The organism is Roseovarius sp. MBR-79, from assembly GCF_053628555.1.
This window is the reverse complement of sequence record NZ_JBRJGP010000006.1, coordinates 131,061-155,276: the sequence shown is the minus strand read 5'-3', so window position 1 is coordinate 155,276 and position 24,216 is coordinate 131,061. Positions and strand designations below refer to the sequence as shown.

General features: G+C 65.9%; 20 protein-coding genes. 12 read left to right on the top strand and 8 right to left on the bottom strand.

What is annotated here, in order from left to right; translation table 11 throughout:
• Window positions 1–8: 8 nt before the first annotated feature.
• Window positions 9–947: a sulfurtransferase gene (locus ACSSV8_RS08245; RefSeq protein ID WP_354538204.1), complete on the bottom strand. Its 939-nt coding sequence runs from the start codon at window positions 945–947 to the stop codon at window positions 9–11.
• 187 nt (window positions 948–1,134) lie between these two features.
• On the opposite strand from ACSSV8_RS08245, the gene ACSSV8_RS08240 reads away from it, so the two are divergent.
• From ACSSV8_RS08240 to ACSSV8_RS08200, 9 genes are all read left to right on the top strand, one after another.
• Window positions 1,135–2,025: a LysR substrate-binding domain-containing protein gene (locus ACSSV8_RS08240; protein ID WP_454282110.1), complete on the top strand. Its 891-nt coding sequence runs from the start codon at window positions 1,135–1,137 to the stop codon at window positions 2,023–2,025.
• A gap of 134 nt (window positions 2,026–2,159) precedes the next feature.
• On the top strand, window positions 2,160–4,217 hold the full coding sequence (locus ACSSV8_RS08235) for an ABC transporter substrate-binding protein (RefSeq protein WP_454282109.1): 2,058 nt from the start codon (window positions 2,160–2,162) through the stop codon (window positions 4,215–4,217).
• Between the two features lie 61 nt (window positions 4,218–4,278).
• Entirely contained in the window at window positions 4,279–5,271 is a 993-nt protein-coding gene (locus ACSSV8_RS08230; protein WP_354538207.1) for an ABC transporter permease, read from the top strand.
• Window position 5,272: 1 nt separating this feature from the next.
• Window positions 5,273–6,433, top strand: a complete 1,161-nt coding sequence (locus tag ACSSV8_RS08225) for an ABC transporter permease (RefSeq protein WP_454282108.1) — start codon at window positions 5,273–5,275, stop codon at window positions 6,431–6,433.
• The gene (locus tag ACSSV8_RS08220) at window positions 6,433–7,428 is read left to right on the top strand and encodes an ABC transporter ATP-binding protein (protein WP_454282107.1); all 996 of its coding nucleotides are present in this window, start codon (window positions 6,433–6,435) and stop codon (window positions 7,426–7,428) included. Before ACSSV8_RS08225 ends, ACSSV8_RS08220 begins: the two co-directional genes overlap by 1 nt.
• Window positions 7,425–8,486, top strand: coding sequence for an ABC transporter ATP-binding protein (locus ACSSV8_RS08215; protein WP_454282106.1), 1,062 nt, complete (start codon window positions 7,425–7,427; stop codon window positions 8,484–8,486). Before ACSSV8_RS08220 ends, ACSSV8_RS08215 begins: the two co-directional genes overlap by 4 nt.
• Complete coding sequence (locus tag ACSSV8_RS08210; RefSeq protein ID WP_454282105.1) at window positions 8,483–9,670, top strand: 2-aminoethylphosphonate--pyruvate transaminase; 1,188 nt, start codon at window positions 8,483–8,485, stop codon at window positions 9,668–9,670. The genes ACSSV8_RS08215 and ACSSV8_RS08210 overlap by 4 nt, the downstream gene beginning before the upstream one ends.
• Window positions 9,667–10,452, top strand: coding sequence for a phosphonoacetaldehyde hydrolase (gene phnX, locus ACSSV8_RS08205; protein ID WP_454282104.1), 786 nt, complete (start codon window positions 9,667–9,669; stop codon window positions 10,450–10,452). Before ACSSV8_RS08210 ends, phnX begins: the two co-directional genes overlap by 4 nt.
• Window positions 10,452–11,936, top strand: coding sequence for a sulfatase-like hydrolase/transferase (locus ACSSV8_RS08200; protein ID WP_454282103.1), 1,485 nt, complete (start codon window positions 10,452–10,454; stop codon window positions 11,934–11,936). The genes phnX and ACSSV8_RS08200 overlap by 1 nt, the downstream gene beginning before the upstream one ends.
• A gap of 7 nt (window positions 11,937–11,943) precedes the next feature.
• Here the strand turns inward: ACSSV8_RS08200 and ACSSV8_RS08195 are convergent, their stop codons facing one another.
• Window positions 11,944–13,110 (bottom strand): M20 aminoacylase family protein, encoded by a 1,167-nt coding sequence (locus tag ACSSV8_RS08195; RefSeq protein ID WP_454282102.1) that lies wholly within the window; start codon window positions 13,108–13,110, stop codon window positions 11,944–11,946.
• A 63-nt stretch (window positions 13,111–13,173) separates the two neighbouring features.
• Here ACSSV8_RS08195 and mazG point away from each other — a divergent pair, with 63 nt between their 5' ends.
• Entirely contained in the window at window positions 13,174–13,989 is an 816-nt protein-coding gene (gene mazG / locus ACSSV8_RS08190) for a nucleoside triphosphate pyrophosphohydrolase (RefSeq protein ID WP_454282101.1), read from the top strand.
• Between the two features lie 9 nt (window positions 13,990–13,998).
• Here mazG and ACSSV8_RS08185 read toward each other — a convergent pair whose 3' ends face one another.
• From ACSSV8_RS08185 to ACSSV8_RS08170, 4 genes are read right to left on the bottom strand one after another with little or no spacing between them, the layout of a single operon-like run.
• Complete coding sequence (locus tag ACSSV8_RS08185; protein ID WP_354538216.1) at window positions 13,999–14,187, bottom strand: Trm112 family protein; 189 nt, start codon at window positions 14,185–14,187, stop codon at window positions 13,999–14,001.
• Complete coding sequence (locus ACSSV8_RS08180; RefSeq protein WP_354538217.1) at window positions 14,184–14,828, bottom strand: LON peptidase substrate-binding domain-containing protein; 645 nt, start codon at window positions 14,826–14,828, stop codon at window positions 14,184–14,186. The genes ACSSV8_RS08185 and ACSSV8_RS08180 overlap by 4 nt, the downstream gene beginning before the upstream one ends.
• Window positions 14,829–14,854: 26 nt before the next feature.
• Window positions 14,855–15,769: a co-chaperone YbbN gene (locus ACSSV8_RS08175; RefSeq protein ID WP_354538470.1), complete on the bottom strand. Its 915-nt coding sequence runs from the start codon at window positions 15,767–15,769 to the stop codon at window positions 14,855–14,857.
• A gap of 56 nt (window positions 15,770–15,825) precedes the next feature.
• Window positions 15,826–16,614 carry an exodeoxyribonuclease III gene (locus ACSSV8_RS08170; RefSeq protein WP_454282100.1) on the bottom strand — a complete coding sequence of 263 codons (789 nt, stop codon included), beginning with the start codon at window positions 16,612–16,614 and terminating at the stop codon, window positions 15,826–15,828.
• A 438-nt stretch (window positions 16,615–17,052) separates the two neighbouring features.
• On the opposite strand from ACSSV8_RS08170, the gene speB reads away from it, so the two are divergent.
• A complete protein-coding gene (gene speB, locus ACSSV8_RS08165; RefSeq protein ID WP_454282099.1) occupies window positions 17,053–18,012 on the top strand; it encodes an agmatinase in 960 nt (319 codons plus the stop codon).
• A gap of 137 nt (window positions 18,013–18,149) precedes the next feature.
• Here speB and ACSSV8_RS08160 read toward each other — a convergent pair whose 3' ends face one another.
• Window positions 18,150–18,836: a response regulator transcription factor gene (locus tag ACSSV8_RS08160; RefSeq protein ID WP_354538220.1), complete on the bottom strand. Its 687-nt coding sequence runs from the start codon at window positions 18,834–18,836 to the stop codon at window positions 18,150–18,152.
• A gap of 155 nt (window positions 18,837–18,991) precedes the next feature.
• On the opposite strand from ACSSV8_RS08160, the gene ribA reads away from it, so the two are divergent.
• Window positions 18,992–20,083 carry a GTP cyclohydrolase II gene (ribA, locus tag ACSSV8_RS08155; protein WP_454282098.1) on the top strand — a complete coding sequence of 364 codons (1,092 nt, stop codon included), beginning with the start codon at window positions 18,992–18,994 and terminating at the stop codon, window positions 20,081–20,083.
• A gap of 165 nt (window positions 20,084–20,248) precedes the next feature.
• On the opposite strand, the gene ACSSV8_RS08150 is transcribed toward ribA, so the two are convergent.
• The gene (locus ACSSV8_RS08150) at window positions 20,249–23,905 is read right to left on the bottom strand and encodes a vitamin B12-dependent ribonucleotide reductase (protein WP_454282097.1); all 3,657 of its coding nucleotides are present in this window, start codon (window positions 23,903–23,905) and stop codon (window positions 20,249–20,251) included.
• Window positions 23,906–24,216 lie beyond the last annotated feature (311 nt).

Here is a 24,216-nt window from a genome sequence, read left to right as displayed (position 1 = left end):
TTCTTGCCTCAGTTCTTGCCAGTGATCTTGTCGAGCAGGTTTTGAAACAGCCCCGGCACATTCGCCATCTCGAGCCCGGCATTGGACCAGCCGACGACCGATTCGGGATACATCCGCACGCCCTCGATCCCCGCCAGTTCGCTCAGCGCGAACCAGTTTGTCGCGGCCCAATGCCCGGTATTGCAGAAACTCACCAGCCGGTCGCCGGGACCAAAGCCGTTTTCCTCGGCCAGTTGGCGCACGAGGTCCGGCTTGATCAGCGACGGCTCGCTTTGGCCGAACCAGCGATCATGGGTGAAATATTGCGATTGCGGGATGGTGCCGGGACGGGCGGCGGCGGCGTGCTTGGTCTCGCCTTTCCAGAACGCCTCGGGGCGCGCGTCGATCAGTTGGGCATTGTCGCGCCCGTCGACGATGGCCTGCACATCCTCCCGCGTGGCAAGCCATTCGCGCGAGAAACGCACGGTGATATCCGAGGGCGTGACCTGCGATGCGGGGCCGGTCTCTTGCGGCGCGTTGGCGGCAGCCCAGGCGTTCATGCCACCGTTGAGAATGGCCAGCGTCTCGACCCCGCTTGATTTCAACGTCCAGTAAACCCGCGCGGCCGCGCCGAAATCGGTCTGGTTGGTGCCCTGATGGACCACGACAACGGGCGTATCGGTGGAGATGCCAAGACCGCGCAGCACCTCGGTCAGATGCGCCTCGGAAACAAGCTCGCCGGGGTTCTCGGCGGGGCCGCGAAAGAGACCGTAGGGCGCGTTGAGCGCGCCGGGCACATGGCCGTTGGCGTAGGCATCGCCCGCGCGGATATCGAGCACGACAGGAGCCTCGGCGTCAAGCGCAGCGCGCAGATCGGAGACATCGACAAGCGGTCCGAGCGCGTGTGCCGCCATCGGGAACACGGCGAGCGCGAGGGCAAAGAGGGATTTGCGGAAGCGGGCGAACATGAGCGGGTCTCCTTTCGCGCGAAAGCTGACGGTTGCGCGATAGATACGCCCCAAGCCCCGCCGCAACAAGCCTCGTCACGCAGTCTGACGCACGTTTGAAACCCCGCATCGCGCCAGAAGTGACTGGACAAGCGGCGCGCTTGGCCCAAGCATGGCCGGAGCCGGAACATTTCGAAAAGGACCGCGCATGGCCAAGCCGCCCTTTACCCTCGTGCAACTCTCGGTGCTCGAGGCCATCGCGCGCTGCGGTGGGATCGGGGCGGCGGCGCGCGACCTGGGATTGTCGCAGCCGTCGGTCTCGAACCACCTGTCGCAGATCGAGGAGAAACTGAGCGCGCGCCTCTTTGACCGCTCCGGCCACCGGCTTGAGGCGAACGCGCTGCTGATGCCCCTTCTGCCGCGCCTGCGGGCATTGTTGCAACTCTCCGACGAGGTGGCGGACGGGCTTGGCGGCCTGGCCACGCTCGATTCTGGGCGCCTGGCCATCGGCTACACCACGCATCAGTTCATCATGGACATTCTCGCCACATTCCGTCTGCGCCATCCCGGCGTGCGGATCGAGGCGCGCTGCCATGGCTCGCATGACCTGCTCGAGGGGCTGCGCCATGGCGCGTTCGAGGCCTGTTTCGTCACCCTGCCCGAGCCGGAGCCGGACCTTGTCTGCCTCGAATTGCGGCGCGAGGATGTGGTTCTGATGGTCGGGCGCGACAGCGCGCTTGCGACCCGCGCGCAGGTGTCCTGGGCCGAGGTGGGCACGCTCGACCTCATTCGCCGCGAGGGGGCCTCGGGCACGCGACGCCTCTTTGACGCCTATGCCGCGCGGCAGGGCGTCAGCCTGCGCACCGCCATCGACCTTGGTTCGTGGGAATCGATGCGCCTCGCCGCCGCGCAGGGCGTGGGCGTGGGCATCGCCATGGCCGGCGAGATCGAGCCGGACGATCCGCGCATCGTGGCCGTCACCCTGCAAGAGCCGGTGCCGCGCCTCGGACATTACCTTGTGACCCTGCCCGAACAGCGCGACATGGGAGCGGTCGCGGCCCTCTTCGAGATCGCCGGGCTGCGCAAGCGCGCCGCCTGATAGGGAACCTTCCGTGAGCATTTGATAAGCAAATGAATGTTAATGTTTCATTTATCCGTTACAGAATCGTGCAAAGGGATGACAGATTTGAAATTAGCGGTAACATCCCGCCACCAACACCTGGAGGAAAACCGATGCGTCCCAAGAAAATATCGCTGCTTGCCAGCACCACGGCGCTTGCCCTGAGCGGCACCATGGCCTTTGCCGCCTGCCCGCCTGCCACCGTGGCCGACATGAAGGGCCTTGCGCCCGCCTTCCCGCAGCAATTCGAACTGGCCGAGTTGCAGTCCGCCGCAAGCTGCACGCTCGATCTGGCCGAGAACCCGGCCATGGCCGACCTCAATGCGCGCATCACGGGCAACCCGGATCTGCCGCCGGTGGCCGCACGCCTGCCCGATGAGCCGCTGGTCGTGGCACCCTATGCGGCCATCGGCCAATATGGCGGCGTGCTGAGCGGGGCGTCGCGCGGCACCGAATCAGGCACATCCGACATGCTGTCGGTGCGTCATGTCAACCTCGTGCGCTACGCCGATGATCTCAAGACCATCGTGCCCAACGTGGCCAAGGGCTGGTCGTGGAACGCCGATTACACGCAACTGACCTTTACCCTGCGCAAGGGGCACAAATGGTCCGACGGCGCGCCCTTCACCGCGCATGACGTTGTTTTCTGGTATGATGACGTGCTCACCAATCCGGCGATCACCGAAACCACCCCCGGCCGCTGGCTCTTTGGCGGCGAGCCGGCCCGCGTCGAGGCTGTGGACGATGTCACCGTCACCTTCACCTTTCCCACGCCGCAGCCCAACCTCATCAACCGCTGGGCGATGGATTACGGCCAGACCTTCCTGCCGCGTCATTTCCTCGGCCGTTTCATGGACAAGCACAATGACGGGGCCGCCGCGCTGCGCGCCGAACATGGCTTTGCCAGCGAGAAGGAGGCAATCGACTTCTATTACGGCGCGTCTGACTGGAAAGACGTGCCCTCACCGCTCATGAAGGACCCGGCCAAAGCCGCCGCCCTCGGCGCCGCCGTCAAGCCGACGCTGGAGAGCCATATCGTCGTGGCCGAGGATTCCAACGGCCGCCGCCTTGTCGCCAACCCCTATTTCCATATGGTCGACACCGTCGGCAACCAGCTTCCCTATATCTCGGAGATCCGCGAGGATTATATCCCCGAGCGCGACGTGGTGAACCTCAAGGTCATGAACGGCGAGATCGGCTGGAAGCAGCAGGCGATGGAGCTGAACGATTTTCCGCTCCTGAAGGAGAACGAGGCCAAGGGCAACTATACTGTCAATCTTGCGCCGACACTGGGCGAGACGGTCTATTACTCCTTCGCGCGCAACCACAAGGACCCGGTGCTGCGCGACATCTTCAACGATCCGCGGTTTTCGCAGGCCATGTCACTGGGCCTCGACCGCGACGAAATCCGCGAGATCGTCTATCTCGGACAGGGCACGCCCGCGCAGGCCATCCCGGTCGAGGCGCGCACCGTCGATTTCGTGCCCGACTATGCGCTCACGCAGTTCCTTGATCATGACGTGGCGGCGGCCAATGCGCTCCTCGACGAGATGGGCCTTGCCCGCGACGGCAGCGGCAAGCGCCAGCGCCCCGACGGCAAGCCGCTCGCCGTCCGCATCCTCTTCGCCAGCCAGGGCAGTCCGGTGCAGTTGCACGAGTTGTCGCGCGGCATGTGGGAAGAGTTGGGGCTGACCGTCGATCTGCGCGAGGTGACATCGGACGAATATCGGTCCAGCGCCAATGCCAACGACGTGGACGTGTTCATCTGGAAAAATGACGGCATTTCGGGCCCGTTCATCGCGCAGGACGCCACCATGCTGGTGCCGCCCTTCGGCGATTTCTTCAACCCCGGCGGCGGTTTCGAATGGGCCAAGTGGCACCAGACGAACGGCGCCGAGGGGATCGAGCCGCCCGCCGATATAAAGAAACTGTGGGATCTCTCCGAACAGTTCCTGTCAGAGCCGCTCGGCACGCCCACGTCGAGCCGGATCGGCGAGGAGATCGTGCGCATCCATGCCGACCAGATGCTCAAGATCGGCGTCGTGGCGGAAATCCCGTCGCCTTACGTGCATCACAACAGCGTGCAGAACGTGCAGCCTCTCACGTCCAAGACCTATGACTACTACTGGACCTATCCCTACCGTCCGCAGCAGTGGTTCATCGCCAACTGAGGACTGAGCGCCGCCCGCCCCGGCCTTGCGCCGGGGCGGGTGCCGCCTGTGGGGGACACAGATGGCCCGTTTCCTGATCGACCGGATCGTCGGCATGGTCGTGACGCTCGTTCTCGTCTCGATCATGGTCTTCGTGATCATGGAACTGCCGCCCGGCGACTATGCCGAGCGCTATGCGTTCCGCAAATATTCCGGCACCGGCGTCACCATGACCGAAGCCGATGTGCAGGCGATCCGGGTCGAGCTTGGCCTCGATGCGCCAGCCGTGACGCGCTATCTGGACTGGATCGGCGGCATCGTGCTGCGCGGCGATTTCGGACCGGCCTATGCCTTTGACACCTCCGTCAACACCATCATCAGCGGCAAGGTCTGGCTGACGCTGGGGCTGCTCTTTGCCACGCTGATCGTGACCTACCTGGTCTCGATCCCGGTGGGCATCTATGCCGCCGTGCGTCGGGGCGGGTTCGCCGATTACGGGCTGACCGTATTTTCATATCTCGGCCTTGCGCTGCCGAATTTCCTTCTGGCGCTGGTGATGCTCTATTTCGCCAACCGCTGGTTCGGGGCCTCGATCGGGGGGCTCTTCAGCCCGCAATATTCCGATGCACCGTGGTCGGGGGCGAAATTCTGGGACCTGATGAAGCATCTGTGGCTGCCCGCCGCCGTGCTGGCCTGGTCGGCCATGGCCTATCAGATCCAGACCGTGCGCGCGACCATGTCGGACGAGTTGGGCAAGCTCTCGGTCATGGCCGCGCGCGCGCGCGGCGTGCCCGAGGGGCGGCTTTTGCTGAAATATCCCGCGCGACTGGCGATCAACCCGGTGGTCTCGACCATCGGTTTCGACGTCAACCGGATATTCTCGGAACTGCCCATCGTCGCGGTGGTGCTGGGGCTGACCGAACTGGGGGATCTCTTGCTCAAATCCTATCTCGATCTCGACATGAACGTGGCGGGCGCGATCCTTCTGCTGCTGACGGTGGTGATCGTGGTGATGAATTTTGTCTCCGACCTGCTGCTTGCTTGGCTCGATCCGCGTATCCGGCTGGGAGGCTGACATGACCGACAGGCCCGACACCCCCGAGAACCGCACCGAGACCGCCGCCGAACGGCGCGCGCGCCGCCAGCGCGAACGCTATTATTCGGCCAGCCAATGGACGCTGATCTGGTGGCGCTTCCGCCGTCACCGCGCGGCCATGGCCGCCGCTTGCGTGCTCGGCCTGATGGTGATTCTCGGCCTCTTCGCCGAGTTTTTCGCGCCCTACGGCACCACAGAACGCAACCGCGACTACCTGTCCGGCCCGCCGCAGATCCCGATGTTCTGCGACGATAACGGATGCAGCCTGCGCCCCTTCGTCCACGGCACACGGACAGAGCGCGACCCCGTCACGCTGCGCGCCGTGGCCATGCCCGACCCCGAAACGCGGCGCTACGTGGCGTTTTTCGTCGAGGGCCAGCCCGCGCATCTGCTGGGCGTGATCCCGATCGAGACCCGGCTGTTCGGGCTGGAGGACGGCGCGCGCCTGCACCTCTGGGGCACCGACCAGATGGGGCGCGACGTGTTCTCGCGCACGCTCTATGCCACGCGCACCTCGCTCTCCATCGGGGTGGCGGGGGTGCTCATCTCCTTCGTGCTGGCGCTGGTGATCGGGGGCGCGGCGGGCTATTTCGGCGGCATGGTCGACAACGTGATCCAGCGCATGACCGAGGTGGTGCGCGTGATCCCGATCATCCCGCTTTACATGGGGCTGGCGGCGGCCATGCCCAAGGACTGGTCCTCGACGCAGGTCTATTTCGCCATGACCATCATCCTCGGCCTCTTCGGCTGGCCGACGCTGGCGCGGCGCATCCGAAGCCAGCTTCTGTCGATCCGGAGCGAGGATTACGTGCTTGCGGCCGAACTGGCCGGCGCGCGCCCGGCCCGCGTGATCGCCACCCACATGCTGCCGTCGTTCACCAGCTTCATCATCGTCGATCTGGTGATCTCGTTTCCCTACATGATCCTGTCGGAAACCGCGCTCAGCTTTGTCGGCCTCGGGCTGCGCCCGCCTTCGGTCTCGTGGGGGGTGATGCTGCAACAGGCGCAATCGGTGCAGGCCATCGAACAGGCGCCGTGGCTCTTCATCCCGGCGGGTTTCGTCGTGCTGGCGGTGCTGGCCTTTACCGTTCTGGGCGACGGGTTGCGCGACGCGGCCGATCCCTATTCGGAGGCGCGCTGATGCTGACGGTCGAAAACCTCACGATCAGCTTTCGCACCGACGAGGGGCGCGTCACCCCGGTGCAGGGGGTGGGGTTTTCGGTCGCCGAGGGCCGCACATTGGGCATCGTCGGCGAGAGCGGCTCGGGCAAGTCGGTCTCGACCAAGGCGCTGATGCGGCTTCTGCCCGGCAATGCCGAAATCGCCCGAGAGGCGCGGATGCGCTATACCGCCAAATCCGGCGAGGAAATCGCCATCGAGTGCTTGAAGCCCAATGCGCGCGCGCTGCGCCACCTGCGCGGCGGCGAGATCGGCATGATCTTTCAGGAGCCGATGGCGAGCTTCTCGCCGGTCTACACCATCGGCAACCAGATCATGGAAACGATCCGCCTGCATCGCGGCCTCAAGGGGCGCGCGGGCCGCGATCTGGCGGTGGACATGCTGGACAAGGTCGGCATCTCCAACCCCGGCGCGCGCGTCGATCAATACCCACACGAACTCTCTGGCGGGATGCGCCAGCGGGCGATGATCGCGCTGGCGCTGTCCGCCGGGCCGCGCCTGCTGATCGCGGACGAGCCGACGACAGCGCTCGATGTCACCATTCAGGCGCAAGTGCTCGACCTCATGCGCGGGCTGCAACGCGATCTGGGCATGGGGATGATCTTCATCACCCATGATCTCGGCGTCATTGCCCATGTCGCCGACGACGTGGCGGTGATGTATCTGGGCACCATCGTCGAGACGGGCACGGCGCGCGAGGTGCTGAAATCGCCCGCCCATCCCTACACGCGCGGCCTGATCAAGGCGATTCCACGCGCCGACAGGCTCGATGCGCGGCTCGAGGCGGTGCCGGGAGACATCCCCTCGCCCTCTGCGCGGCCCGCGGGCTGTCCGTTCCATCCGCGTTGCGCCGAGGCCATCGCGGGGCTGTGCGACCGCGAAACGCCGCCCGAGGTCACGCTTGGCGTGGGCCGCCGCGTGCGCTGTCACCTGCACGAGACAAGGGCCGTGGCATGATCCCCGACAAAAGCCCGCTCCTTGAAATCCGCGATCTGGAAGTAAGCTTCGATCTTGGCAAGCGCGGGTTCTTTTCCGGCAGGCGCAAGCAGCTCAAGGCCGTGGACGGCGTCACCTTCGATATCCGCCGGGGCGAGACGGTGGGCCTCGTGGGCGAAAGCGGCTCGGGCAAGACCACGGTGGGCCGCGCCATCCTGCGGGTGATCTCGCCCTCGGGCGGGCAGGTGCTGCTTCATGGCGAGGGCGCGCCGCTTGACCTTGTGCCGCTTGGTCCGAAGGCGCTGCGCCCGCTGCGCCCGCGCATGAGCCTTGTCTTTCAGGACCCCTATTCCAGCCTCAACCCCCGCATGACCGTGCGCGACATCATCGCCGAGCCGCTGGTTGTCGCGGGCCTGATGCGCGACCGCGAGTCGATCGACGCCCGCGTGCGCGCCATCGCCGCGCGCTGCAAGCTCGATCTCGAACACCTGCGCCGCTTTCCGCACGCCTTTTCCGGCGGGCAGCGACAGCGCATCTGCATCGCCCGCGCGCTGGTGGCGGGGCCCGATTTCGTGGTCTGCGACGAGAGCGTGTCGGCGCTCGATGTCTCGATCCAGGCCGAGATCGTCAACCTTCTGAAGGATTTGCAGGCGGAAACCGGCACATCCTTCCTGTTCATCGCGCATGATCTGAACGTGGTCGCGCGCATCAGCCACCGCGTTGCCGTCATCTACGTGGGCCGCTTCGCGGAATATGCACCCACCGAGAGCCTCTTTTTCCACCCGCGTCATCCCTATACCCACGCGCTGCTGTCGGCCGTACCCGAACCCGATCCCGATCTGCCGTTTCGCCCCGAGCGCCTGCAGGGCGAGATCCCCAATCCCGCCGACGCGCCGCCCGGCTGCCGCTTTCACACCCGCTGCCCCTTCGCGCGCCCGCGCTGCGCCCTCGAAGTGCCTGTCTGGCGCGAACTGGCCTCAGATCATTTCGTCGCCTGTCACTATGCCGAGGAGTTCGATTTCCGTAGATCAAGGGAACCGGCGGGCACAACGCCCGCAAAGGAAAGAGAAATACCGTGACCACCCTCAAGATCGAGCCGCCGCAGGGCGGCGAGCCGTGGCTTCTGACACCGGGGCCGCTTTCAACCTCCTACAGCGTCAAGGCGGCCATGCTGCGCGATCTGGGCAGTTGGGACGGCGATTTCCGCGCCATGACGGCGGACCTGCGCGCGCGGCTGGTCGCGCTGCTGGGACCGGGTGGCGAGGCGTTCACCTGCGTGCCGATGCAGGGGTCGGGCAGTTTCGTGGTGGAGGCGATGCTGGGCACATTGGTGCCGCGCGAGGGAAAGGCGCTGGTGCTGGCCAACGGCGCTTATGGCTTGCGCGCGGGTGCCGCCCTGCGGCAGATGGGCCGCGCGGTCGAGGTGCTCGACAAGGGCGATTACCTGCCGCCGCGGGGCGACGAGGTGGCCCAAATCCTCGCCCGCGATCCCGCCATCACCCATGTGGTCGCCATCCATTGCGAGACCTCATCGGGCATCCTCAATCCGCTGGCCGAGATCGCCGAGGCCGTCGCCGCCGCAGGCCGCCGCCTGCTGGTGGATTCCATGTCCGCCTTCGGTGCGGTTGCCTTGCCCGAGGGCCTGCCGTTTGACGCGCTGGTCAGCTCGGCCAACAAATGCATCGAGGGCGTGCCCGGTTTCGGCTTTGCCCTTGTCCGCCGCTCCGTGCTGGAGGCGGCACGCGGCAACGCCCATTCGCTCGCGCTTGACCTGCACGCGCAATGGGCCGAGTTCGAACGCTCCGGCCAATGGCGCTACACGCCGCCCACCCATACTGTCGCGGCCTTCCTTCAGGCGCTGGATGAGCACGCGGCAGAGGGTGGAACGCCCGCGCGCGGCGCGCGCTATGCGGCCAACCGCGATGCGCTGGTGTCGGGGATGCGGGGCCTTGGCTTCGAGACGCTGCTCGCGGACCGCTGGCTGAGCCCGATCATCACCACGTTTTTCTGCCCCGCCGATCCGGCCTTTGTCTTTGACGATTTCTACGACCGCATGAAGGCGCGCGGATTTATCCTCTATCCCGGCAAGCTGACCGTGGTGGACAGTTTCCGCATGGGTCATATCGGGCGGCTCGATGCGGGCGTGATGCGACAGGTCGTCGAGGCGGCGCGCGCGACGCTGCAAGACATGGGCGTGGCCTCCGCCGCCCCGCCCGAGGCCGCACAGGCCGAGAAACGACGCGCGGAAAGGGAGATGGCATGAGCAAATTCGACGCGGTGATTTTCGACTGGGCGGGCACGCTGATTGATTTTGGCTCTTTCGCGCCGATGGGGGCCTTTGTCGAGGCCTTCGCCCATTTCGGCGTCACGGTCAGCATCGCGGATGCGCGCGGGCCGATGGGGGCGCCGAAGCGCGACCATATCCGCGCGATGATGGCCCTGCCCCATGTCGCCGAAGGCTGGCGTGCGGCGCAAGGGTCCGCGCCGGACGAGGCGGCAATCGACCGGCTCTACGAGGTTTTCGTGCCCATGAACGAGGAGGTGGTCGCGCGCTACGCAACCCTTGTCCCCGGCGCGCCCGCCACGCTTGACTGGTTGCGCGCAGAGGGCATCCGCGTGGGCACCACCACGGGCTATGTCCGCTCGATCATGGCGCGGGTGCTGCCAGTGGTGGCCGATCAGGGCTTTGCGCCCGAGATCTGTGTCTGCGCCGATGACGTGCCCAAGGGCCGCCCCGGCCCGTGGCAGATGTATCGTGTCTTTGCCGACATGACGCTGTTGCCCGGACCCCATATCGTCAAGGTCGATGACACGCCGCCGGGCATCAAGGAGGGGCGCGCCACCGGCTGCACCGTGGTGGGCGTGACCCTCTCGGGCAATATCGCGGGACGCACGCCCGAAGAGCTTGCGGCGCTGCCCGAGGCCGAGCGCGACGCGATCCGCGCGCAAGCGGGGACGGAATTGCGCGACGCCGGGGCCGATCATGTGATCGATTCCATCGCCGATCTGCCCGCGCTTCTCACGCGGCTCGACGCGGAGGGGTGATGGCCCCGAACCTCCTCTTTGTGACGCTCGATCAGTTGCGCGCCGATGTGCTCTTCGGCGCGCTTCATGGCATCGTGCCCACGCCCGCGCTCGACCGGCTGATGGCCGAGGGCACGTCCTTCACCCAATGCTTCACCGCCGCCGTGCCCTGCGGCCCTGCGCGCGCCTCGCTTCTGACCGGGCTTTACGCCTTCAACCATCGCGGCATCCGCAACGGCACACCGGTGGCCGCGCATCATGCCACGGTGGCCACCGAGTTGCGCCGCGCCGGGCATGAGCCGCTCTTGTTCGGCTATTGCGACATGGCCGCCGACCCGTCCGAGCATCCCCCCGGCGATCCAGACCTTGCCACCTATGAGCTGCCCGCGCGCGGTTTTCGGGAAATCGTCGAAATGCGGTTCGAGGCCCCGTTGGCCTGGATCGGGCATCTGCGCCGCCGTGGCTATGACCTGCCCGCGCCCCTGCCGCAACGCTGGTTCGATCTCTATCAGCCGGTCGGCGAGGGGCTGCGCGCGCCCGCGCTCTACCGGACCGAGGACAGCGATACCGCCTGGCTCACCGACCGCACGCTGGAGGCGCTCGATGCACGCCGCGATCAGGCGTGGTGCGCGCATCTCACCTATATCCGCCCCCATCCGCCGCTGGTCGCGCCCGAACCATGGAACGCCCTGGCCGACACCGCCCGCATTCCCGCGCCCGCGCCCGCCGGAACCGATCACGCCTTTCGCCGCGCCTGGTTTTCGGCCCCCGCGCAGCACGGGCTCTTCCGGGGGTTCGACGGGCGCTGTGACCGGCTCTCGCCCGATCAGGCGGCCGATCTGCGCGCCACCTACCTTGGCCTCGTGGCGGAGGTGGATCACCACCTTGGCCGCCTGCTTGACTGGCTGGATGCGACCGGACAGGCCGGGCGCACGCTTGTCGTGCTACTGTCGGATCATGGCGAGATGCTGGGCGATCAGGGGTATTGGGGCAAGGACAACGTGCTCGCCCCCGCCCATCACGTGCCGCTGGTCATGCGTGGTCCCGGCGTGGCGGCGGGGCAATCGGTGGCGGATATGATCTCGACCGTGGACGTGGCCCCGACGATCCTCGAGCTGATGGGCGCGGATGTGCCGCCCGCCATGGACGGCGCAAGCCTTGTGCCCTTTCTGAATGGCAGGCGCCCCGAAGGCTGGCGCGGCCTGTCGCTGACCGAGATCGACCTCGCCGAACCGGGCGCGCCCACGCGGTTCGAGCGCGCGCTTGGCCTTACACCGCTCACGGCCAATGCCGCCATCCTGCGCGACGCGACCCACAGCCTTGTGCATTTCAATGGCGGTGTGCCGCCGATGCTCTTCGACCGGCGCAACGACCCTTTGGAATGTCACGATCTGGCGTCAACACCCCAAGGCGCGGCTGAGGTGGCGCGCTTGCGCGCGGCGCTCCTCGATCTGCGGATGACGCGCGCCGACCGGCGATTGACCCACCTGTCGCACCTGCCATGACCGGCACTCAGTCCCGCAGTGGCAGCGCCCGCTCGACCAGCCGCGCGAAAAACGACGCGCCGACCGGGGCCACCGCATCGTTGAAATCAAACGCCGGATGGTGCAGCCCCGGCCCCGCGCCCTGCCCCAGAAAGAGATAGGATCCGGGCCGCGCCGCCAGCATGTAGGCGAAATCCTCTGCCCCCATCTCGCGGGTGCGGTCAGCGATCACAGCGCCCGCGCCCACGACCTCGCGCGCGACCTCGACGGCGAAGGCGGTCGCCTGCGGCTCGTTCACCGTCGGCGGATAGCCAAGCTCGATCTCGACCTCCGCGCGCAGCCCATGCGCCGCCGCCACCCCATGGGCCACCTCGCGCAACCGCCGGTGCACCATCGTCTGCACGGTTTCCGAGAATGTGCGGATGCTCGCCCCCACATAGGCGCGGTCGGGGATGACGTTATCGGCGCTGCCCGCGTGGAACTGCGTGACCGAAATGACCAGATCGTCGAGCGGGTCACGGTCGCGCGTCACGATGGTCTGGATCACCTGCACCAGCGCCACCGCCGCCGGGATCGGATCGCGCGTCTCATGCGGCATGGCGGCATGGCCGCCCTGCCCGATCACCTGCACATGAAGCGTGTCGACGGCGGCCATGATCGGCCCCGGCGTGGTCTCGAACTGGCCCTCGGGCGCACCGGGCAGGGTATGGAGCGCGTAGACCTCGCGCACCCCGTGACGGTCGAGCGCGCCCTCCTCCACCATCAGCCGCCCGCCGCCCGGCCCCTCTTCGGCCGGCTGGAAGAGGAGCACCGCGCGCCCCGCAAAATTGCGCGTCTCGGCCAGGTATTTTGCCGCGCCGAGCAACATGGTGGTATGCCCGTCATGGCCGCAGGCATGGGCACGCCCCGGCACGGTGCTGGCATGGTCCGTGCCGCTCAGGTCCGCCATCGGCAGCGCGTCCATATCCGCGCGCAGGCCGATGGCCGGCCCCGCGCCGTGCCCCTCGATCACCGCGACGACGCCGGATTGCGCCACCCCGGTCTCGATCTGCTCGATCCCGAATTCGCGCAACTTTGCCACCACGAAAGCCGCCGTCTCGTGACACTCAAGCCCGATTTCGGGATGGGCGTGCAGGTGCCGCCGCCACGCGGTCATCTCGTCGGCGAAACCACTGATGCGGTTGATCACGGCCATGGCTGGACTCTCCCCTCTCGGTCAGGTCAGGGTGCAGTCAATCCCAAAGACGAAGGCGCTGCAATGGCTGACGATGCTCTTATTCACGACTCCAAGGGCGGGCTGCCCCGGCTGATTGCGATCATGGCGCGGTTGCGCGATCCCAGGACGGGCTGCCCGTGGGACATCGAACAGGATTTCGCCACCATCGCCCCCTATACCATTGAAGAGGCTTACGAAGTTGCCGACGCCATCGAACGGGCCGACTGGCAGGACCTGCGCGCGGAACTGGGCGATCTGTTGTTGCAGGCGGTGTTCCACGCCCAGATTGCGCAGGACAAGGGGCTTTTCGACATCTCGGATGTGGCCAATGCCATTTCCGACAAGATGGTGGCGCGGCATCCGCATGTGTTCGGCAATGAGAGCCGCGAAAAATCCGCCGAACAGCAAACCCGCGACTGGGAGGTGGTGAAAGCCGCCGAACGCGCGGAACAGGGGCAGCGCGGCACGCTTGAGGGCGTGGCGCTTGGCCTGCCTGCGTTGCTGCGCGCGGTGAAATTGCAGAAGCGCGCCGCGCGGGTGGGGTTTGACTGGCCAGACTCGTCTCAGGTTCTCGACAAGATACGGGAGGAAGTTGAAGAACTGCATGAAGCCGCGGCCGAAGGGGACCCCGACAGGATCGAGGACGAATTCGGCGACCTGCTCTTCGTCATGGCCAATCTCGCGCGGCACATGGCGCTCTGCCCCGAGGCCGCGCTGCGCCGCGCCAATGCCAAGTTCACCCGTCGATTCGCGTGGATCGAGGCCCGTCTGGCCGCGCAGGGCCGACGCCCCGAGGACAGCGACCTTGCGGAAATGGACGCGCTCTGGAACGCGGCGAAGCTCGAAGAGCAGCGGTGACGCGGGCCGTCACTCCAACGTGCGCGCCTCGTCGATCAGCATCACCGGGATGCCGTTGCGGATCGGAAAGGCAAGGCCCGCCCGGCGGCTGACGAGTTCCTGCCGCGCGGCGTCGTAATCAAGCGGGCCGTGGGTCTGCGGGCAAATCAGCGCCTCGAGCATCCGGCGGTCAAAGGCGGGCGCAGATGCTTCGGTCATTGCATGATGTCCTCATTGTCGCCGCCACGCAGGGTGTATTCGATCAGCGTGACCAGCGTTTCGCGCCGGGTCGAGAGGGAGGGCGCTTCGAGAAGGGCCTGCTTTTCCTCGGGCTCGAACCCCAGAAGCATCGACAGCGAATTGATCAGCAATTCGTCCTCCGCCTCTTTCAAAGAGCCCCAATCCGTCTGCAAACCGCGCGTCTCGAAATAGCGCGCAAGCAGGGCCATGAACTTCGGACGCTTGAACCCCGGATCGGTCTCGGGCGGGCCAAGGTCGCGCTCGAACCCGGCCCAACTCACCTTTGCCCGGCGGTAGGGGGCAAAGCCCTCCACCTCCTCGATCACGCGAAATCGCGAGAGACCCGAGAGCGTGATCATGTAGCGCCCGTCCTCGGTTTCGGAAAACTGCGTCACACGGCCCACACAGCCGATGGTATGAAGCCCGTGCCCGTCGCGCCCCGGCACGCGGTTGGGCTGGATCATGCCGATCACCCGCTCGGGCGTCTTGAGCGCGTCGTCGAGCATGGCAAGATAGCGTGGCTCGAAGAGATGCAGCGGCAGCCGGGCGCGCGGCAGCATGAGCGCGCCGGGCAGCGGGAAAACCGGAATGATTTCGGGCAGATCGTGGGTGTATGTCATGACGTGGAGCTAGCCCGACGCGCCGCTCAGGCAAATATCATCGACGAGAGCCTGCGCCGCCCGTTCAGAAGCACCGGATCGTTTGGTTTCAGCGCTTCGAATATGGTGAAAAGCTGCGCGCGCGCGGCACCGTCGTTCCACTCGCGGTCGCGGCGGAAGAGGTCGAGCAACGCGTCAACCGCCTCGGCCACCTGCCCGTTGGCATGCAGCGCCAGCGCCAGATCGAAGCGGGCCTGGTGGTTCTCGGGATCGGCCTCGACGGCGGCGCGCAGCGCGTCCACCGGGCCCGCATCCTGAGCCTGTCGCGCAAGGGCGATCTGGGCATGAACCGTCTCGATCTCGGCCTTGCCGGCAATGGTGGCGGGCGCGCCGTTCAGCACCGCCTCGGCCTGATCAAGCTCGCCAAGGGCTATCTGCACGCGCGCCATCCCGGCAAAGCCGCGGGCATTTTCGGGGTCTTCCTGCACCACGGCGGCATAGGTCTGCATGGCATCGCCGAGCGCGCCCGCCTCGAGCATCTCGTCGGCGGCGTCAAGCGCCTCGTCAAGTCCGCCGCTCGCGTCGCCGCCCGCCGCCTGCACCACGCGGGCCACGAAAGCCTCTATTTCCGAGGGCGGCACCGCGCCCTGAAAGCCGTCGATCGGCTGGCCCTGCCAGAAGGCATAGACCGTCGGGATGGATTGCACGCGAAGCTGTCCGGCGATCATCTGGTTCTGGTCCACATCGACCTTGGCCATGCGCACCGCACCCTTGGCCTTGATCACCGCCGCCTCGAGCGCGGGGCCAAGCGTCTTGCACGGGCCGCACCACGGCGCCCAGAAATCGACGATCACCGGCACGGTCATCGAGGCATCCACCACCTCGGCCATGAAATCCGCCTCGGTCACGTCGCGCACCAGATCGGCGGCCGTGGGGCCGGTTGTCTTGCCCAGTTCCAGCATGTCCTGTCTCCCCTTCATCCGGTTGCGCCCGGTATATGTGGGTGCATCCGGCAGTGTCAAAGATCAAATGTCGCGAAAACCGGCGCGTGGTCGCTGGGCTGATCCCAGCCGCGCGCGGCCCGCAGGATGCGGCTCCCATGGCCCGCGGCCGCGATATCGGCACTGGCCCAGACGTGATCGAGGCGGCGGCCCTTGTCGGCCTCGTCCCAGTCGCGGGCGCGGTAACTCCACCAGCTGTAAAGCTGCCCCTCGGGGATGTCCTGCCGGGTGATGTCGCACCAGCCCCCCGCCTCCATCGCATCGCCCAGATGCGAGACCTCAACCGGCGTGTGGCTGACGATCTTCAGAAGCTGCTTGTGCGACCACACGTCATCCTCGCGGGGCGCGATGTTGAGATCGCCCACGAGGATGGATTTTTCCGGGCGGTTCTCCTGGAAGAAGTCGCGCATGTCGGTGAGGTAATCGAGCTTCTGGCCGAATTTCACATTCACCTCGCGGTCGGGCACGTCGCCCCCGGCGGGCACGTAGAAATTGTGGATCACCACGCCGTTTTCCAGCCGTCCGGCGATGTGGCGCGCGTGGCCCAGTTCGGCGAAATCGAAACTGCCCGCCTCCTCGATGGGCCGCCGCGACAGGATCGCCACGCCGTTATAGCCCTTGTCGCCGCGCGCGATCATGTGCGGATAGCCGAGGGCCGCGAAAATCTCGGCGGGGATCTTCTCGACCGGGCTCTTGCATTCCTGAAGGCAGAGCACATCCGGCCCCTCCTCGCGCAAGAGCCGCGCGACAAGCGGCGCGCGCAGCCGCACCGAGTTGATGTTCCAGGTGGCAAGGGTAAAGGGCATGGGCACTCCGGCATGTGGCGTCTCGGGCGCAAATGACCGCAGGGCGCGGGCGAGGGCAAGCGGAAATCCGGAGAGGGGGCAGGTGTGGTCTGAAGCGGTCGTTGGAGTGAAGCCCCCGCGCGGAATCAAGGCGCGCTTGCGCGCCGCCGCGCGAGCGCCCGACCGCCCCCCGGGCGGGCGCTTTTTCGACGCTGAACCCCTACAATCGTTCCAGTATTTGGCACCATAAAGCGCCCCCCGAAACCGTTGCAGCGCCCACCCGCGGTCGGGCCCTCGCACGGCTACACCAATGTCAGCAACAGGCCCGCATCCCGACATGCCCCCGGCGCGCCCGATCGGAAATACCCCCTCCGGGCGGACGTCAAGCGACGCTTGAGGTTTACACCGGTCAAACCCGAAGGCACTCTCCGGGCAAACGCAGCTTCCGGAAGGCCCCCCATGACCGACAGCACGAGCATCAACCCGACCGCCAGCGACCTTGCCTTTACCCGGCCCGACCCGCGCGGCACCGTCGCAGAGCCTGCTTATGCCGGCGCGCTCAGCTTCATGCGCCGCCGCTACACACGCGATCTGAGCGGTGCCGATGTGGCGGTCATGGGCGTGCCCTTCGACATGTCCGTGTCCGGGCGCTCGGGCACCCGGCTTGGCCCCCGCGCGATCCGCGCGGCGTCGGCGCATATCGCCTGGTCCGCGCCCTGGCCCTGGCCTTTCGATCCGTTCGAGCGGCTGTCCATCGTCGATTACGGCGATGTGTTCTTCGATCACGGCTATCCCACGGCGATCCCCGAAACCATCGCACAGGCCGCGCGCGATGTGCTGGCCACCGACACCGCCCTCCTGACGCTGGGGGGGGATCATTTCATCACCTGGCCGCTGCTGAAGGCCCATGCCGAAAAACATGGGCCTTTGGCCTTGATCCAGATCGACGCCCATTCCGACACATGGGAGGACGAGCCGGGCCGCATCGACCACGGCACGATGCTCTGGCACGCGGTGCGCGACGGGTTGGTGGTGCCCGAGCACTCGGTGCAGGTCGGCATCCGCACCCACAACCCCGATCCCTTGGGCGTGCATGTGATCGACGCGCGCGAGGTGCATCTGACCGGCCCGGTGGCAGTGGCCGCGCGGGTGCGCGAAATCGTGGGCGACAGGCCCTGTTACCTGACATTTGACATCGACGCGCTCGACCCGTCGATGGCACCCGGCACCGGCACGCCGGTCATCGGCGGGCTTACAACCTTTCAGGCACAGGAGATCCTGCGCGGGCTGGAGGGAATCGCGCTGCGCGGCATGGATATGGTGGAGGTGGCCCCCGCCTATGACGTCTCGGAAATCACCGCGCTCGCGGCGGCAACGCTCGCCTGCGACATGCTCGCGCTCTATGCGTCGGCGAGATAACCCCCGGAAAAGAAAGGGCCCCGGGCAATGCCGGGGCCAGTCCAACAGGGAGGTTCACGTATAACCGTAAGTGAACGATACCATATTAATCGTGAAACGAGGATAAGACTTTGATCTTGGTCAAGCCAGCGTGACTATTAAACCACAAGGCGATAGCCGCCCGATTCCGTGACCAGCAGACGCGCATTGCCGGGATCGGGTTCGATCTTCTGGCGCAACCGGTAGATATGCGTCTCGAGCGTGTGGGTGGTCACACCCGCATTGTAGCCCCAGACCTCATGCAAGAGCACGTCGCGCGCCACCACGCCTTCGGGAGAGCGGTAGAGGAACTTCAGGATATTGGTTTCCTTCTCGGTCAGGCGCACCTTGCGCTCGTCGTCGGTCACCAGCATCTTCATCGCGGGCTTGAACGTGTAGGGGCCAAGCTGGAACACCGCATCCTCGGACTGCTCATGCTGGCGAAGCTGCGCGCGGATACGCGCGAGCAACACCGGAAACTTGAACGGTTTGGTGATATAGTCGTTCGCACCCGCATCGAGCCCCAGGATCGTGTCGGCGTCGCCATCGTGGCCCGTGAGCATCAGGATGGGCGACTTGACCCCCTGCTTGCGCATCCGCCGACACAGTTCGCGCCCGTCGGTATCTGGCAGGCCGACATCGAGAATGACAAGGTCGTAGATCATGTCCTTGATCCGGGCCATCGCGTCCACGCCGGTGCCGGCCTCGAAGACATCGAAATCCTCGGTCATGATGAGTTGTTCGCCAAGCGCCTCGCGCAGGTCGTCATCATCGTCAACCAGCAATATTTTCTTTACTTGTGCCATGCTGCTATCCTCTTCCTGTCGGGCAACATGCGCAAGCCGTGCCGTCCGGGCAAGAGTGACGACATGCGCCTCACGCCCAAGTGTTGCAGCGCGAGCGTTTCTTTCACTTCGTTACAGAATACGCTAGAGCGGTGTCGAGACAGCGGAGAAAACGCATGGGGCTTTCCCCGGACATCCTCGAAATCCTCGCTCGCGCGCGGGCCGATCTGCGCATGGGCGTGCCGGTCGTGCTCTCGGGGCACGGCGGCGCGGCGCTGGTGCTGGCCGCCGAGACGCTGGGGGCGCAGCGGCTCGCGGATCTTCAGGCGCTGGGCGGCGCGCCGGTCCTTGCCATCACCGCGCGGCGCGCGGCCACGCTCAAGGCGCGCGCCTATGACGGCGATCTGGCGCGCGTGGCGCTGCCGCCCGATGCGCGGCTCTCCTGGGTGCTGGCGGTGGCCGATCCGGCGGACGATCTGCGCGTTCCGATGAAAGGCCCCCTCGTCACACGCCGCGAGGGTGCGGCGCATCTGCACCGGCTGGCGATTCTTCTGGCCAAGGGCGCGCGGCTCCTGCCTGCCGCGCTCGTGCTTGAGCTTGCCGACGGGCCGGGCTTTGCCGCCGCGCATGGCCTCACGCTGATCGACGCCGCCGCCGCCCTGCCGCGCCTGACGGAAACCAGCCCGCTCAACCCGGTGGTGAGCGCGCGCCTGCCGCTCGCCGTGTCCGAGGCCGGACGGCTGCACATCTTCCGCCCCGAGGATGGTGGAGAAGAGCATTACGCCATCGAAATCGGCCAGCCGGACCGCGCGGCTCCGGTGCTGGCGCGGCTGCATTCGGCCTGCTTTACCGGCGATCTCATGGGCAGCCTGAAATGCGATTGCGGCCCGCAACTGCGCGGCGCGCTGGCGCAGATGGGGGCCGAGGGCGCGGGTGTGCTGCTTTACCTCAACCAGGAAGGGCGCGGCATTGGCCTCGCCAACAAGATGCGCGCCTATTCGTTGCAGGATCAGGGGTTCGACACGGTCGAGGCCAATCACCGGCTGGGATTCGAGGATGACGAGCGCGATTTCCGCATCGGCGCCGAGATCCTGCGGCGGATGGGGTTTTCCGCCGTGCGGCTGATGACCAACAACCCGGCGAAACTGGCCATGATGGCGCAGAACGGCCTGAGCGTGGCCGAGCGCGTGCCCCTCAGACTGGGCGAGAATCCGCACAACCACGCCTATCTGGCGACCAAGGCCGCGAAATCGGGGCATTTGCTTTAGGCTGCTGAAACAGTCACCGAGCCGGAACGCGTTCCCGTCATCAGGCCCGGTTCGTCGTTATCGACCCGAGAGGGCCGGGTTTCGCTTGTCCCGCAGCGTGCTATTCTATCGCGGGATTGGCCGGAGCGCGGACGTACCAGTTCCGCGCTCCAACCCTCAATCTTCTCAGCTACACCCGCTCGTCGCGCCGCAGGTGTTGCACTTCATGCAGGTGCCGTTGCGCACCAGCGTGTAGTTGCCGCATTCGCCGCAGGCCTCGCCCTCGTAGCCCTGCATCCGGGCCTTGGTGCGCGCGTCGAGCGAGACCGTGGCGACGGTCGCCGTGGTCACGCTGGCCTTCATCGTCTCGGGGACCAGCGTCCGGAGTGCCACCTCGGCATCGCCCATCAGCCCGGTCGTGCCATTGGCCTGTCCGCCCTGAAAGACCACCAGTTCCTGTGGCAGGCGCTTGCGCAGATAGCCGGTGGAACTGATCTGCTTGAGAACCTCCAGCGAGCGGTTGGCGGCCTCCTGCGACATCTCGGAGATGTTGCGCACGCCTTCCTCCTCGCCCCGGCCCAGATCGTCGAAGCTGGCACCCGAGGGTTTGACATGGGCAAGATCGGTGCGGTCGAGATAGCTCACCGCCAGTTCGCGGAAGATGTAATCGAGGATCGAGGTGGCGTTCTTGATCGAATCGTTGCCCTGCACGAGCCCTGCGGGCTCGAACTTGGTGAAGGTGAAGGCATCGACGAATTCCTCCAGCGGCACGCCGTATTGCAGGCCCACGGACACGGCGATGGCGAAATTGTTCATCATCGCGCGGAAACCGGCCCCTTCCTTGTGCATGTCGATGAAGATTTCACCCAGCTTGCCGTCCTGATATTCGCCGGTGCGCAGGTAGACCTTGTGACCGCCGACGATGGCCTTCTGGGTGTAGCCCTTGCGCCGCTCGGGCAGCTTTTCGCGGGCGGCGCGGATGATTTCCTTGATCACCACCTTTTCGACGATCTTCTCGGCCAGAACGGCGGCCTTTTCCTGCTGGCTGCCGGATTCGAGGATTTCGGCGGCCTCGTCGTCATCCTCCACCAGCGCCGATGCCAGCGGCTGGCTGAGCTTGGAGCCGTCGCGGTAGAGCGCGTTGGCCTTGACGCCCAGGGACCACGACAGCTCATAGGCCTTCTGGCAATCCTCGATGGTGGCGTCGTTGGCCATGTTGATGGTCTTGGAGATCGCCCCCGAGATGAACGACTGTGCCGCCGCCATCATGTGGATATGGCTTTCCACGCTCAGATAGCGCTTGCCCTTCTTGCCGCAGGGATTGGCGCAGTCGAAGACATGGTAATGTGCCGGATCGAGATGCGGCGCGCCTTCGAGCGTCATCGTCCCGCAGACGTGATCGTTGGCGGCCTCGATGTCGCGGCGCGAATAGCCCAGATGCGACAGGAGATCGAAGGTCGGATCGTTCAGCTTTGCCGCCGGGATACCCAGCACGCCCGCGCAGAACTCCTCCCCCAGCGTCCACTGGTTGAACACGAAGCGGATATCGAAGGCAGACCCGAGGGCCGCCTCGATCTTGATGAGTTGCGCCTCGCCGAACCCGTGGCCGATGAGCGAGGTGTGGTTGATCCCCGGCGCATTGCCAAGGCTGCCGTGGCCGACCGCGTAGCTCACGATCTCGCCGATCTGCGCCGCGCCATAACCCAGCTTTTCAAGCGCGGCGGGCACCGACTGGTTGATGATCTTGAAATAGCCGCCGCCTGCCAGTTTCTTGAATTTCACAAGCGCGAAATCCGGCTCGATGCCCGTCGTGTCGCAATCCATCACCAGCCCGATCGTGCCCGTGGGGGCGATGACCGAGGTCTGCGCGTTGCGATAGCCGTGTTTCTCGCCCAGCTTGAGCGCCTCGTCCCAGCTTGCCATCGCCAGATCGACAAGCCGCGCATCGGGGCAGTTGGCATGGTCGAGCGGCATCGGTTTGACGGCGAGCGCCTCATACCCCTCGGTCGCGCCATAGGCGGCGTTGCGGTGGTTGCGGATCACGCGCAGCATATGCTTGGCGTTGCGCTTGTAGCCTGCAAACGCCCCCAATTCGCCCGCCATCTCGGCGCTGGTCGCATAGGCCACGCCGGTCATGATCGCCGTCAGCGCCCCGCAGAGCGCGCGCCCCTCGGCAGAATCGTAACCCAGCCCCATGTTCATCAGAAGCCCGCCGATATTGGCATAGCCCAGACCGAGCGTGCGGAACTCATAGCTCAGTTGCGCGATTTCCTTCGAGGGGAATTGCGCCATCAGCACCGAAATTTCCAGCGTCACCGTCCAGAGCCGCGTGGCGTGCATATAGCTTTCCGCGTCGAACCGGCCGTCCTTGTGGAACTTCAAGAGGTTCATCGAGGCCAGGTTGCAGGCGGTATCGTCGAGGAACATGTATTCCGAGCACGGGTTGGAGCCGCGGATCGCGCCATCCTCGGGGCAGGTATGCCAGGCATTGACCGTGTCGTGATACTGGATTCCCGGATCGGCGCAGGCCCAGGCGGCATGGCCCACCTGTTCCCACAGGTCGCGCGCCTTGATCGTCTTGGCGGTGCTGCCATCGACGCGGTTGATGAGCGCCCAATCGGCATCGTCGCGCACCGCCTTCAGGAAGGCATCGGTGACGCGGATCGAGTTGTTGGAATTCTGGCCCGAAACGCTGGCATAGGCCTCGCTGTCCCAATCGGTGTCATAGGTCGGGAACTCGATGCTGCCATAGCCCTGCTTGGCATAATCCAGTACGCGCTTGACATAGGTCTCAGGGATATGGGCGCGCTTGGCGCCGCGAATGGCGGTTTTCAGGTCGGGGTTCTTGGCCGGGTCCACCGCATCCTCGCTGCTGCCATCCCAGGTGCGGATCGCGGCGAAGATGTCGTTGAGCTTTGCCTCATGCGCCTTGGACCCCGCAACGATGCTGGCGACCTTCTGCTCTTCCTTGACCTTCCAGTTGATGAATTCCTCGATATCGGGGTGGTCGGCATCGCAGATCACCATCTTGGCCGCGCGCCGCGTGGTGCCACCCGATTTGATCGCCCCCGCCGCGCGGTCGCCGATCTTGAGAAAGCCCATCAGGCCCGAGGATTTGCCGCCGCCCGAAAGCCGCTCGCCCTCGCCGCGCAGGCTGCTGAAATTGGTGCCCGTGCCGGAGCCGTATTTGAAGAGGCGCGCCTCGCGCACCCAGAGATCCATGATCCCGCCGTCGCCCACCAGATCGTCCTTGACCGACTGGATGAAACAGGCGTGGGGCTGCGGATGCTCATAGGCAGAGGCGGATTTGGTCAGCTCACCGGTCTCGAAATCCACGTAGTAATGACCCTGGCTCGGCCCGTCGATGCCGTAAGCCCAGTGCAGGCCGGTGTTGAACCACTGCGGGCTGTTGGGCGCAGCCATCTGCATCGCCAGCATCACGCGCATCTCGTCGTAATAGGCGCGCGCATCCTCCTCCGTGGTGAAATAGCCGCCCTTCCAGCCCCAATAGGCCCAGGCTCCCGCCAGACGGTCGAACACCTGCCGCGCGCTCGTCTCGCCGCCGAAACCGTCATTGTCCTTGGCCGCGGCCGACCGCCAGAGAAATTCGGGCACGCCCTCTTCCCTGATGCGCGCCAGCTTGTTGGGCACGCCCGCCTTGCGGAAATATTTCTGCGCGATCACGTCGCTGGCGACCTGGCTCCAGCCGGCCGGCACCTCGATTCCATCAAGCTTGAAGACGGTGCTGCCATCGGGGTTGCGAATCTCGGAACTGGTGGTCACGAATTCAAGCGCTGCATAGGCGTCCTTGCCGGCACTGGTGAATTTGCGTTCGATCTTCATGGTCGCTGCCCCGTCCTGTGATATGGCCTTCAGGCCTGTTGTCTGCGTCGCGCCGAACGTCCCATACGCCTCATCCGTTCCGCCAGAACACCCTGTCTGGCGGTTGGAAGGCCCGGAAAACCGGCGATCGTGTTGCTTTGGTCCGAATGTCCCTGTCGGGCTCAACCACTATATCTTGTGGCCTTGAAGCCCGCCCACACAAACTGACGTAAAACACCGCTCTCGGTCAACGGGAAAAATCGCCAATTCGAGAGAAAAAGGATTTGACCGGACCGTCACGCAACACGGCCCCGCGCCGTGCCGATTCCCCA